Annotated in this window: 13 protein-coding genes; 6 read left to right on the top strand and 7 right to left on the bottom strand. The window is 65.0% G+C overall.

Annotation, left to right across the window (positions count from 1 at the left end; translation table 11 throughout):
• Nucleotides 1–66: 66 nt before the first annotated feature.
• From RH858_RS00645 to RH858_RS00630, 4 genes are all read right to left on the bottom strand, one after another.
• Nucleotides 67–882 carry a response regulator gene (locus tag RH858_RS00645; protein ID WP_259533269.1) on the bottom strand — a complete coding sequence of 272 codons (816 nt, stop codon included), beginning with the start codon at nt 880–882 and terminating at the stop codon, nt 67–69.
• Nucleotides 883–1,112: 230 nt separating this feature from the next.
• Nucleotides 1,113–1,430 carry a hypothetical protein gene (locus RH858_RS00640; RefSeq protein WP_310560935.1) on the bottom strand — a complete coding sequence of 106 codons (318 nt, stop codon included), beginning with the start codon at nt 1,428–1,430 and terminating at the stop codon, nt 1,113–1,115.
• 129 nt (nt 1,431–1,559) lie between these two features.
• The gene (locus RH858_RS00635; RefSeq protein ID WP_259533267.1) at nt 1,560–2,123 is read right to left on the bottom strand and encodes a hypothetical protein; all 564 of its coding nucleotides are present in this window, start codon (nt 2,121–2,123) and stop codon (nt 1,560–1,562) included.
• Nucleotides 2,124–4,784: a heavy metal translocating P-type ATPase gene (locus tag RH858_RS00630; protein WP_310560934.1), complete on the bottom strand. Its 2,661-nt coding sequence runs from the start codon at nt 4,782–4,784 to the stop codon at nt 2,124–2,126.
• A 206-nt stretch (nt 4,785–4,990) separates the two neighbouring features.
• Here RH858_RS00630 and RH858_RS00625 point away from each other — a divergent pair, with 206 nt between their 5' ends.
• From RH858_RS00625 to RH858_RS00610, 4 genes are all read left to right on the top strand, one after another.
• Entirely contained in the window at nt 4,991–6,049 is a 1,059-nt protein-coding gene (locus RH858_RS00625) for an FAD-dependent oxidoreductase (protein ID WP_310560933.1), read from the top strand.
• A gap of 72 nt (nt 6,050–6,121) precedes the next feature.
• On the top strand, nt 6,122–6,787 hold the full coding sequence (locus RH858_RS00620; protein WP_310560932.1) for a CDP-4-keto-6-deoxy-D-glucose-3-dehydrase: 666 nt from the start codon (nt 6,122–6,124) through the stop codon (nt 6,785–6,787).
• Between the two features lie 25 nt (nt 6,788–6,812).
• Nucleotides 6,813–7,439: a transcriptional regulator gene (locus RH858_RS00615; protein ID WP_259533263.1), complete on the top strand. Its 627-nt coding sequence runs from the start codon at nt 6,813–6,815 to the stop codon at nt 7,437–7,439.
• A 96-nt stretch (nt 7,440–7,535) separates the two neighbouring features.
• Nucleotides 7,536–7,952 carry a DUF3054 domain-containing protein gene (locus RH858_RS00610; RefSeq protein WP_259533262.1) on the top strand — a complete coding sequence of 139 codons (417 nt, stop codon included), beginning with the start codon at nt 7,536–7,538 and terminating at the stop codon, nt 7,950–7,952.
• An 18-nt stretch (nt 7,953–7,970) separates the two neighbouring features.
• Here the strand turns inward: RH858_RS00610 and RH858_RS00605 are convergent, their stop codons facing one another.
• Complete coding sequence (locus tag RH858_RS00605; RefSeq protein WP_310561128.1) at nt 7,971–9,275, bottom strand: MFS transporter; 1,305 nt, start codon at nt 9,273–9,275, stop codon at nt 7,971–7,973.
• A gap of 343 nt (nt 9,276–9,618) precedes the next feature.
• Here RH858_RS00605 and RH858_RS00600 point away from each other — a divergent pair, with 343 nt between their 5' ends.
• Nucleotides 9,619–9,870: a hypothetical protein gene (locus RH858_RS00600; protein WP_310560931.1), complete on the top strand. Its 252-nt coding sequence runs from the start codon at nt 9,619–9,621 to the stop codon at nt 9,868–9,870.
• A 69-nt stretch (nt 9,871–9,939) separates the two neighbouring features.
• On the top strand, nt 9,940–10,938 hold the full coding sequence (locus RH858_RS00595; RefSeq protein WP_310560930.1) for an ornithine cyclodeaminase family protein: 999 nt from the start codon (nt 9,940–9,942) through the stop codon (nt 10,936–10,938).
• A 47-nt stretch (nt 10,939–10,985) separates the two neighbouring features.
• Here the strand turns inward: RH858_RS00595 and RH858_RS00590 are convergent, their stop codons facing one another.
• Both RH858_RS00590 and RH858_RS00585 read right to left on the bottom strand, forming a co-directional pair.
• Nucleotides 10,986–11,501 (bottom strand): hypothetical protein, encoded by a 516-nt coding sequence (locus RH858_RS00590; protein WP_310560929.1) that lies wholly within the window; start codon nt 11,499–11,501, stop codon nt 10,986–10,988.
• Complete coding sequence (locus RH858_RS00585; protein ID WP_310560928.1) at nt 11,498–12,565, bottom strand: mRNA surveillance protein pelota; 1,068 nt, start codon at nt 12,563–12,565, stop codon at nt 11,498–11,500. The genes RH858_RS00590 and RH858_RS00585 overlap by 4 nt, the downstream gene beginning before the upstream one ends.
• Nucleotides 12,566–12,570: the final 5 nt, after the last annotated feature.

Below are 12,570 nucleotides of genomic sequence, written 5' to 3'. Positions count from 1 at the left end.
GTCGATCGGCCACCCGGCCCGCCGATCGTCCGGTTACGGTCGAGAGTAATCAGTATGAGCCAGATATCAGTCCGTTTCGGCCACCCGATCCGGATCGGACAGTCCCGCCCCGTTCGACAGGGCGTCGACCTCCGCCAGAAACCCGACGAAGTGCGTAGACTCCCCGGTTTCGTTGCCGATCGGGGCGACGTCGATTCGGGCCTCGAGTTCCGCCCCGTTCTCCCGGTAGCCGATCAGCTCCCCCGAGACTGGAACCTCCGCCTGGATCGCCTCACAGAGTCGCCTGACGGGGTGGCTCACGGATCCGTTCTCGAGGATCGACCGAAAGTCTTCTCCGAGGAGATCGCCCGGATCACACCCCGTGAGTTCTCGAAACCGCGTATTCGCGTAGACGACAGGCGTTCGTTTCTGGCGAACGTCGGCCAGGAGGACCCCGACGGGCGCAGCGTCGAGCGCGCGATAGCCACGCTTCATCCGCGTCTCCGCCCGATGTTGGGAGACGACGTTTCGGATGCGATTTGCGAGCACTTCGTACTGTTCCGTTCCGGTCTCCTTTTGCAGGTACTCCGTGACGCCCAGTGAGATCGCCTCGCTGGCGATTTCCTCTGACCCCTTTCCGGTAAACAACACGAACGGGACGTCGACCCCTCGCTCCCGAACCTCTTCGAACAGTTCGAGGCCGTCGAGCCGCGGCATCTGGTAGTCGCTGACGACGCAGTCGAACCGCCTCCCGGTCAGACGGTCGACCGCTCGCTCTGGATCCGTGGCCGTCTCGACGGCGATCCTGTCGTCGTGGCGCTCGACGAACGTCGCCGCCAGTTCGACGAACTGTTCGTCGTCGTCTACGTGTAACACGTCGATGTCGTCGCGTAAGTTGACCATGGTTTCTGAGTATCAACCTCGATTCGGAACAAACCCGAAACGGATAGCGTCGAGTGTGATCGCGGATTACCGTCTCTTTTGGAGTCTTCCTGGCTATCATATTTAATTTTTTGTAGAGAAGTAGTTAGAAATACTACAACTACAGGAAGAATAAATTACAGCTATCGCGGGACCAGAAACCGCGAGAGACGGGTCGGGAAAAACCGGCGGCGAAAGAGGAAGTTCGGTGCTCAGATCTGCTCTTCGAGGACGTCACCGTCGCTTTCGTCGGCGATCTCGATTGCGAGGTCCTCGCTGTCGCTGCGGAACCGGCCCACGGCGACGCCGATCAGCGAGACGATCGAGAGGACGCCGGCGATCGCCACGAGGGTCCGAAGGCGACGGCCCTCGGACGGTCGCTCCATGGTCCTCATCTCCGTCTCGGTTTCCATTTCGTCGCCCGACGCGTGATTTTCACTCGCGGGAGCCTCCTCGGCGAAGTCCAGACTGGCAGGGCCGATCTGGGCGCCGTCGAAGTGCAGTTCGAACATAGTGATTTTGCGTGCCATACAGAACGGATGCGTCCCAAATATAAATAGCAGTACTGACACGAGATAGCAGGAGTCTGGTTCCGCCCGTAAACATATCGAACTCGGACCCAGTTCGGTCACGAATTGGCCACTGGTTACCGAGGAGATTCACCGTTCCGGGACGTTGCGGTCCGGGAACTGTTCGTGGAGATCCGTCGCTCGGACGTCTATCTCCCAATCGTCCGGAGGTTCCCCCCGTCCATCCTGGATCGTGAGGATCCGGAAGCCGGATCCGCGTCGATGGATCGTCGCCCGATCGCCGAACTGCAAACGGTTGAACGTCCGGCGAGGTACACCGACCTGCCCCCGGTCGTTTTCGAGGGGGGACCTCTCGACTGCATCCGGGTCCGAAAAGCCGACCACGTACGCCACTCCATCGAACCGACGCTCGAGCTGGCGTTCGGTTTCTTCCGAGACCCGAACCGCTGTCGGCGACCGAACGATGTCGGGATACGCTGCGGGCTCCCAGCCGTACACTCGGCTCTGTCCATCGGACCACAGCCAACAGAGGTCGGCGCCGTATCCACGTCCGTCCGCTTCGAGCCAGCGCACGCTGATGGCTTTATAAGAAAGAGTGGCGTCCTCGATCCCGGGAATCCTCCCGAGACAGCCGCCGGTCGCCGTGAGAAGGGGCACGCCGAGCGCCCCCAAGACGGTTCGTCGCGTCGGCATTCAGTTCCACAGCCCGCGGAACGGCTTGAGCACCGCGAGCGTGTAATCCTCGTGGGGATCGTAGCCGCGGAACGCCAGCGAGTTCGCCATCACCGACACCGAGGACCCCGCCATCGCCAGCCCCGCAAGCGCCGGATTGAGCAGGCCCAACGAAGCGATCGGGATCAGCGTCGCGTTGTAGACGAACGCCCAAAAGAGGTTCTGCCGAACCTTCGAGATCGTCGCCTCGGAGATCCGCAGCGCCTTCAACACGTCAGCCGGGTCGTCGCGCATCAGAGTGACGTCCGCAGACTCGATCGCGACGTCGGTGCCCGAGCCGATCGCGATTCCGACGTGGGCAGCGGTGAGCGCCGGCGCGTCGTTGACCCCGTCCCCGACCATCACGACGCGGGAGCCGTCCGCCTGAATGTCGTCGACGACGTCCGCCTTGTCATCGGGGAGCACCTCCGCGCGGACGTTTTCGGGCGGGATGCTGACCTCCTCTGCCACCGCCCGGGCGGTACGCTCGTTGTCGCCGGTGAGCATGTGGACCGCGATCCCGCGGTCGGAAAGCGCCGCGACCGTCCGTTTCGCGCTCTCTCGGACCGTGTCGGCTGTCGCAAGGACGCCCAGAAGCTGTCCGTCCAGCGCGACGAGCATTGCAGTCTTCCCTTCCCGTTCGAGTTCGAGCAGCGTCTCCTCGGCGGGTTCGGGGTCGACTCCCTCCTCGCGAAGCAGCTTGCGGTTGCCCACGAGCACCTCGCCGTGGGGGATGGTCGCCCGGATGCCGTGTCCGGGGACGTTCTCGAACTCGACGGGCTCCTCGAGGTCGAGCCCCCGGTCGTGGGCGCCGTCGACGATCGCCCGCGCGAGCGGGTGTTCCGAACCCGACTCGGCGCTTGCAGCGACCGCGAGCAACAGCGACTCGGCGCCGAGCGAGTCGCCCGCGGAGTCGACAGCGGCGACTCCCTCCGGATCGGCAGCCGCCCCACCGTCGGCGCGCGCCTCCTGCACCGAAACGACGTCGGTGAGTTGCATCTCGCCGTGGGTCAAGGTGCCGGTCTTGTCGAAGATCACGGCGTCGACGTCGCGGACCTTCTCGAGCACGTCGCCTCCTTTAAACAGAACGCCGTTGGTGGCCGAGATCGTCGAGCCGACCATCGTCGCCGCCGGCGTCGCGAGTCCGAGCGCACAGGGACACGCGATCAAGATCGCGGAGGCGAGCACGACCATCGAGAACTCGATGACGGGGATCCCGCCGAGTTCGACGCCGATCGGACCTCCGCCCACCGGGCCCCACAGCGGAAGCGACGTGACAAACGCGTACAACGGGTCGGGAAACAGAAACCACAGGGTCGACCAGAGCACCGCGTTGACGATGACGGCGGGCACGAAGTACGCGCTCACTGTGTCGACGAGCCGCTGGATCTCCGGCTGCCGCGACTGTGCCTCCTTTACGCGCTCGACGATCTGCTGGAGGGCGGTGTCGCGGCCGACTTTCGTCGCCTCGACGACCAGCACGCCGTTTTCGTTCACCGTCGCCCCGACGACCTCGTCGCCGGGCGACTTCTCTACGGGGACGGACTCGCCGGTCAACATCGACTCGTCGACCGCAGAGTCGCCGTCCACCACGACCCCGTCGACGGGAATCTTCTCGCCCGGTCGAACCTTGATCCGATCGCCGACTTCGATCTCCTCGATCGGGACCATCTGCTCTTCGCCGTCCCGAATCACCGTCGCCTCGTCGGCCTGCATCTCCAGCAGTTTCCGCAACGCATCGCTGGCCTGCGCCTTCGAGCGCGCCTCGAGCCAGTTGCCCAGCGTGATGAACCAGAGGATGAACGCGACCGCCTCGAAGTAGAGCCCGCCGGCGACCTGGTAGCCGATCAATGCGGGGGCGGCAAGAACCGCCGTCGAGTAGACGTAGCCGACGCTCGTCCCCATTGCCACCAGCGTGTCCATGTTCGCCTGCCGGCTCTTGGAGAACGCGCGCCACGCGCCTCGGAGGAACTCGCGTCCGAGCGTCGCCATCAGGACCGTCGCCAGCAGGAACTCGAGCCAGCCGACGCCGACGGAGAAACCGAACACCGGAATGGCTTCGGGCAAAAATCCTGGATAGAACATGTCGATCATCACGAGGACGAACGGCGCGGTCAACACGCCGCCGCCGACCGTGAGCTTCCACTGCTTTCGCATCTCCCGGCGGGCTGCCGACTCGCGGGTTCCGGACTCGCCGTCCCCGGTGCCGTCGTCCCCCTCCGATTCCCGGATCGGCTCGTAGCCGGCGTCCTCGACGGCGGCATAGACCTCCGACAACGAAACGTCGACCGGGTTGTACCGCACCCTGGCCTCGTCTGACGCGAAGTTGACGTCCGCCGAGAGCACGCCCGGCAGCGCCTCGATCGCCGTCTCGTTCGCCTGCGAACAGTTCGCACACGACATGCCGGCGATGCCGACCGTTCGCGACTCCGAGAGCGGTTCGTACCCCGCCTCGGCGATCGCCTCGAAGATCTCCTCCAGGTTTACGACCTCGGGGTCGTACTCGACGGTCGCCTCGTCGGTCGCGAAGTTGGCGTCGGCTGCCGATACGCCCTCGAGTTCGAGGGTCGCGTCCTCCACGGAGGCAGAACACGTCGCACACGACATACCCGTGATCTCGATGTGCGCTCTGCGAATACCCATTACGAGTAGTACTATTGGGGGCCTCGTTCAACCGGCTTGTGGTTTCGTCCGTGAAAATGTAACCCGACAGAATCTCAGAAGTCGTTGCGAATTTCCCACCTAATATTTCATTTCCAAAGTGACCGCCGAAGAACGGGACGGGTATAGTTGTGTGCCTGCAGAACAATATCAAAACGTACATACGCGGGACGCACGAATCGAGATGTATGTCGGAAGACGTGGTCGAACATCGCACGCTGATCGTCGCAGGGACCGGAATCGCCGGCCTCAGCGCGGGCATTTACGCGGCCCGTGCGAACAACGACCCGCTGTTGATCGAGGGTGACGAACCGGGCGGACAGCTGACGCTTACAACTGACGTGGAGAACTATCCAGGCTTCCCCGACGGGATCTCCGGACCGGACCTGATAAACCGGATGAAAGAGCAAGCCCGAAAGTTCGGCGCGGACGTGAAAAACGGCATCATCGAGACAGTCGACGCCGACGACTGGCCGTTCCGAGTCGAGCTCACGAACGGCGAGGTGTACACCGCAGACGCGGTCATCGCCGCCTCCGGCGCCTCCGCCAGAACGCTGGGGATCCCCGGCGAGGACGAGCTCATGGGGTACGGGCTGTCGACGTGTGCCACCTGTGACGGCGCGTTCTTCCGGGACGAGGACATGCTGGTAATCGGCGGCGGCGACGCCGCGATGGAGGAGGCGAACTTCCTCACCAAGTTCGCCGACACGGTGTACGTCGCCCACCGGCGCGAGGAGTTCCGCGCGGAGAAGATCTGGATCGACCGGACGATGGAAAAGGTCGACGACGGCGAGATCGAACTCCTGTTGAACACCGAAGTGACCGAACTCCACGGGAGCCCCGAAGAGGGGATCACGAGTGTGACACTCGTGCAACACCCGGACGGCCATCCGACGGAGAAACTCGAGGATCCCGAAACCGCAGACGAGGTCGACGAGTTCGAGTTCGAGGTCGGCGCCGTCTTCTACGCGATCGGTCACACGCCGAACACAGGCTACCTCGAGGGGACCGGCGCCGAGTTCGACGAGGAGGGATACCTGCTGACGGAAGGCGGCCGCGGGGGCGGACAGACGAAAACCGGCGTCCCCGGACTGTTCGGCGCCGGTGACGTCGTCGACTTCCACTACCAGCAGGCGGTCACGGCCGCCGGAATGGGGGTAGAGGCCGCCCTCGACGCCGACGAGTACCTCACCGAACTGGACCGGGAACGCAGAGCCGACTCCGCAGTCGCGAGCACGGACGACTGAGCTCCCGATCGCGGGCAGGCCCTCCGACCCGTTCGGCGGTCGTTTATATACGAGCCCGAGCCAGCAGCCCCCATGCTCGCCGTCGCCGGCGGAAAGGGAGGATCGGGGAAGACGACCACGACGCTCGGGCTGGCACGAGCCCATCCGGACACCGTTCTGGCTGCCGATCTCGACTGGGAGATGCCGAACCTCCACGCCATGGCAGGCGTGAACCGGCCGAGTCGAACGGAAAACTCCCACCTCTGGGGGCCGGAGTGGCCGGGACGCAGCCGGGCCGAGGGGTTCGATTGTGACGTGCTTCCGGCACCACCCGTCTCCGGGGGCGAGCGTGCCGACGTGCTTTCGGGCTTGAGTCGTCTGCAAGCGACAGCGACGCCGGTGCTGCTGGACTGTCCCTGCGGGATCGCCCCCGACGCGGTGAAGCCGCTGTCCTTCGCCGATCGAACGGTGATTGTCACGACGCTCTGTCGCGCGAGCGTCAGGGGAGCGGTAAAGACTGCAGCCGCCTCCAGGGCGGTGGGAACGCCGGTATCCGGCGTGATCGCGACGCGGACGGCGACCGCCGGCTCCCGTCTCGAATCGCTGCTGGACGCCCCCGTACTGGCGACGATCCCGGAAACGGACGACAGCCCGCTTTCGTCACCGGCCGTTCGGGAGTCGTATGCCCGGGCCATCGACAGTCTGGTAGCCGAGAACCCACCCGATTATCAGACGTGGAAAACCCGGAACAACAGTTAACTTATTCCCCAGAGAAATCAGGTGCATGCCGAAGCGACTGCCGACCGGAATCACCGTCCTCGACAGACAGCTCGACGGCGGCGTCCCGGCCGGCAGTATCGTCCTTTTGAACGCCGACCCCGCGAGCCAGTCGGAGCTGTTCCTTCACGAGCTGTCCGCCACCCGTGGGACACTGTACCTGACGACGGTTCGCTCGGAAGCGGCAGTCAGGGACGCGCTGGACCGGTCCACCGCCCGCACCGGAAACCCGACAATTCGGGACATCGGCGCCGACGCGCCGCTGGATCACGCGAACCGCCTCGTAGGCGCGCTCCCGGAGGAGGCGAACCTCATCGTCGACACGCTAGACCCGCTGGAGTCGTCCGACTCGGCGCGGTATCGGAACTTCCTCAACAGCGTCCAGACCCACATGGCAAACACCGGCGGTCTCGCGGTCCTGCACGGATTGACCGGCCGCAGCGTCCCGGAGAACCGCGACATGACCGAACACATGGCCGACGTGGTCTTCGATCTGGAGACGGAGGTCCGCGGAAGCGAGATCGTAAACCGGCTGGCCGTGCCGAAGTTCCGCGGCGGACGAGCCCCCGGCGAAACGATCAAGCTGAAACTCGAGGAGACGGTTGCGGTGGACACGAGCCGGGACATCGCCTGATCGACGCGTCGGTCGTGCGATTCCGACGGACGACCACCGAACGTCGGGACGGCCTCAATCCAGTCAAGTCTTTATGTCCGAGCGTAAACTCCGGATATGGACGTTGCGTCGTTCCTCGAAGAGCGGATCGATCCCGGAACGGTACCGATCGCAGTCGGCGACATCGTGTTCCTGCTCGTTTTTCTCACGATCGGCGCCCTGCAACACAACCCCGGCGACTACCTCGCCGAGAATCCGCTGGTGTGGGCGGGTATCGTCGCACCCTTCATTATCGGATGGGTCGCCGTCGCCCCGCTGGTGGGTGCCTACTCTCCCGGCGCGGGCGAGTCCGCCAAATCGTCGATCCCGCTCGCCGTCAGATCCTGGATCCTCGCGGCGGTCCTCGGGATGGCGCTGCGTGCCTCGCCGCTTTTCGCCGGCGGGTTCGCCGTCACGTTCGCGGCCATCATGCTCGGCGGCGGCGCACTGTTCCTCGGTGGCTGGCGATATCTCTACTTCAAACTGTTCGGGTAGTCCGACCGGTAGGACCAGTTATCTCGACCGGGCCAGATACAGCCCCAGTAGCGACGCCGACGTCGCAAACGCCGCCAGCACGAAGAAAAGCGCCGTCGAGTCGGCGTACGCGAGCACGGTTCCGGCCACGGCTGCGCCGAGCGATCCGACGCCGAACACACCCAGATACGTGTAGCCGTACGAGAGCCCCCGCGTCCCCGGCGGAGTGTACTCGGCGACCGTCGCCTGGTACAGCGGCTGGACGACGAACAGGAACACGCCCAAGAACCCGCCGAAGACGGCAAGCGGGCCCAGACCCATCCCCGAGACGATCGGGAACGTCACCGCGAGCACCGCGAGTATCCCGAACGCGCCAGCGATGCCGTATTCGACGGGGAACCGATCGGTGAGTTTCCCGCCGATGTACTGTCCGACGACTCCGATCATCAACAGCCCGGCGTAGAAGTAATCGCTCGGTTCGAGCGTCTCGCCGTCCGCGGGATCGACCCCGAGAAGATCCGCGAGCGTGCCGGGCAGCAGGTCCGCAATCGGAATGGCCTCGAAGCCGGGCAGTGCCCGGAGCAGCTCCGGCAGGAACGTCAACACGCCCCGGTAGTAGAGCCCCGAGAACATCACGATCAGGAACACGAAGACGAAGCTCCCCGCGAACAGACGCTTCGATTCGGTCAGAAACTCCGAGAACGACTGGACGCCGCTTTCGGCCTTCGATCCCCCGTCTGTGGCCGCGTCGCCGGCCGTCGCGTCGGGGGTAGTCTCGTCCGGACGCGTTACGGCGGCCTCCGGGTCGAACCGCGCGCGGTGGGCGAACACCGCCGCGAGCAACGCGGGGATCGAAAGCGCAAGCGCCACACTCCGCCAGTCGAACAGCAACAGCAGTATCGCGGCCACGAGCGGTCCCAGCCCGATCCCGAGGTTGCCGGCGATCCCGTGGTACGCGAAGCCGGTTCCCCGCTCGTGGACTCCCTTCGAGATGAGCGAAAGCCCCGCCGGGTGATAGACGCTCGCGGCGACGCCCCACAGGACGATCGCCGCGGCGACGGCGAGCAGGCTCGGAGACAGCCCCAAGAGGAGGTACGAACCGCCCATCCCGGCGAGACAGGCGGTGATAAGCTGGCGGGAGCCGATACGGTCGACCAGCACGCCCCCCGGAAGCGCCCCGAGGCCGAACAGCCCATAGCCGATCGTCAACACGACCCCCAGCGTCGCCTCGTTGACTGCAACCGACGTGAAGCCGAGCGACAGCGTCTCGAACTCCAGCAACCAGATGGTCACGAAGATCGGAAACGCCATCTCGTAGGTGTGGACCATCGCGTGGGCGATCATCACGAGTGCGGTGATCGCTCTGTCGTTGCGGTTCACTACTGGTCACTCTCGTCGGCGAACTGTTTAACTGTTCGATGGCGGCACGCTCTGCAGCGAGTACCCCGAGCAACCAGTGTGGATTCCCGGATCCACAGCGTCTCGAAACGGCTTATTATTACCGTAGAATAAATCGCGTTAGATGTGAACACAGTAGTTCGTTAAATGGCCATAGAAGCCCAGAATACGCCGATCGCAGAGAGTAAGAATGATAAGTTATACAATTACTATGGATTGGTGTTTGAATGGTCATTAGTTAGTCACGGGGAAATTTTATATAGTAATTTTACATAGTATGGAATGGATTATGACAGGGTACTACGACCACGTTCTCGGCCTCATCCCCGTATCGCTGATCGGAATCACCGGGATCCTCGGCGCGTACGGGTTGCCGTTGTCGGCCGCCGTGTTCGTCGGCGCCCTGCCCTCCCTGTTCTTTATGCTCCACGCGCTCTTCGTCGCAGCTCCGACGATCGAACGTGGGAACCACTCCCCGGTCCGGCGGTCGGCACGATCGGCCGCGGCCAGAGGCGAGGCCGGCCCACCGCAGGCGGACTGAGTTCCGCGTTCGATCCGATCAGTCGAGTCGGCCGAACACGTTTTGACCCCGGGAACCACAACCCCGGATATGACCGAAGCGCTGTTCCTTCGAAGCGACGAGGTGGCCGATCTCGCAACGCCGGCAGAGTACGTCGACGCGGTACGGGAGGCGTATCGACAGCGCGGCAACGGGGCCCCCGCCGAACCGCGGACGAAACTCGTAGCGGAGAACCCGCCTGGGATGTTCACCGGGTACGCTGCCGTGTTGCCCGAGACGGGAGCCATGGGCGGGTACATGTACTCGGCCGGGTTCGGGGCGGGCGACGCCTGGTTCGTCACGCCGCTTTTCGACGCCGAAACAGGGGAGCCGCTCGCGATCGTCGACGGGGCGTCGATGAACCCCTTCAAGACCGGCGCAGCCGGCGCTGTCGGTGTCGACGCGCTCGCCCGCGAGGACGCCACCGACCTGGCGATCATCGGCTCGGGCGCACAGGCGCGTGGTCAACTCAAGGCGACGGTGACGGTCCGGGAGTTCGAGCACGTCCGGGTGTACTCGCCGACGCCGGACAACCGGGAAGCGTTCGCCGCAGAGACGGACGACCTCGTCGATCCGGCTGTCGAGCCAGTCGAGTCGGCAGCTGCGGCCCTCGATGGGGCCGACGTCGTCGTCACGGCGACGAACGCCTCCGAACCGGTGATCGCCGACGCCGACGTCGAACCTGGCACCCACGTGACGGCAATGGGGCAGTACACGCCCGGCAAAACCGAACTCGAGCCGGAGACGATCGCGCGGGCGAAATACGTCCCCGACCTCCGGGATCGGGCGACCCAGGACGCCGGTTCGTTTCTGGCGGCACTGGAAGCGAAACTGATCGACGAAGACCACGTCCACGCCGAACTCGGGGAGATCGTCGCCGGGGTCGAACCCGGCCGCACGGACCCCGATGAGGTGACGGTGTTCGACTCCGGCGGGACCGGGATCGAAACGACCGCCGGGGCGTATCTGCTGTACCGGCGTGCCCGGGAGGCCGGACGCGGCACCGAGATCGATTTCGCACCCGCAAGCGAGGCGCTCACCGGGACGTAGCCGATTCGGAGGTCCGTCCGGCACACAGCAGGCCAGTTCGACCCGTCTCAAACCCGTTCGGTCGGGTTGGTCGTCGGAGTCCCGTACAGCGTCCGGTAGGCCCTGGGGAAGGCCGCCATCCCCGCTACCTCGACGACGCCACCGGCCACCATCGCGAAGAGGAACGACCCGGCGGTGTCGAACGCAGAGACGGCGACGGACGCGACCCCGAGCGTCGCGATCGCGAACACCGCCGAGAAGTAGACGACTCGGAACGGCACCGACGAGAGCTCCCCGCGCCGGGGCCACTTCCCGACGTCGACCTGTCGGCTCCGGAAGATCGCAATCGAGAGCACTCCAAACGCGATCGCGCTCAACCCCGCCAGCGGGACCGTGTCGGGAAACGTCGTCTGGGCGAGAAACACCGGCAAGAATGCTGGCGTCGACAGCACCGAGAACTCGACGCCCGCGAAAAACAGCATATCGGCCCAGTAGGTGAGCCGGTCGGTCGCCCGCGAGACGACCGAGGAGCGTTCCTCGGTCGCTTTCGAGGACGGATCGTCGGGCAGATCCGCGCCGGTCATTGGAGTCGGTATCTGAGCAGGGCGGCGATCCCACCGAGGTTCTTCAGCTGCTCGCCGGGGGAGAACTCCGAGGAGAACACCACGACCTCCCCCCCTTGCTGTTCGACCCGCTCGATGACGTCGTCGGCGTCGATTTCCCAGTCGCCCTCGCCGTGTCGTTCGGTTCTGAGCCGCTCGTCGAGCACGAGCAGCGTTTCGACCGCGCCGAACTCCGCCGCCTCGGCCACCGCCTCGGGGCCGTAGGAGGCTTTCTCCCCCTCCGCGATCCGCCCGGTGAGCTCGTCGATCAGTTCGGCCTCGCGGGCGATCCGGGTCTCCGTCTGGACCGTCTCGACTGCGCCACGCTTGAGCACTTCGTGCACGCCCCGGTCGCCGACGCTGGCGGTGTCGACCACCGAAATCCGGTCGGAGAGCTCCGGATAGTTCTCGTCGACGTACTTGTGGGCGTCACCCTTCGTGAATCCCGGTCCGGCGAGGATGATCGCGTCGGGATCCAGATGCGACAGCGCCTCCCCGAGTTCGGAGAACAGCTCCGCGCGCGGCCTCGCGTACTCGCCTTTGCCCGTCGGTCGCGTAATCGATGCGTACTCTTCAGTGCCGTACTGCTGGACGGTGTGGATCGAGGCGGCCCCCTCCTCGACGGTTGCGATGGCGACCTCGGGGTTCTCTGCGGCCCCCTCCGCCTCCTCGAGTCGGTCGATCTGGTCGGGTTTGAAGACCTTCTCGACGGTGATCTCGTCGTGCTCCTCGACGTTGAGCGTGTGGTGGTGGCCGAGCTGGTCCTCCCGGGAGCAGCCCACGATGACTCCCCCGACCCGGAGCCTGTTTGCGAACCTGGCAAACTCCACGTCCTCGAGTTCGATGGTGACGTGCAGGTGTTCCCGCTGGCCGCCGGTGTCCCGGAGGTTCTCCTCGTCGCGCTGGATGCGGCGGGTCGTGTCACCCTCGACGAGGTCCCCTGGTTCGAGGACGTGCGAGAGGTGCCACAGGTCGTCGACCGTCTCGGGCACGACTGTGATTCGTTCGCGGCCCTCTTCCCCATGGCCGCGCTGGACGATGCGCATGAAAC

Origin of the sequence: Halalkaliarchaeum sp. AArc-GB (genome assembly GCF_031432225.1) — an archaeon.
Taxonomy (GTDB): domain Archaea; phylum Halobacteriota; class Halobacteria; order Halobacteriales; family Haloferacaceae; genus Halalkaliarchaeum.
This window is presented reverse-complemented; position numbering and strand designations above follow the sequence as displayed.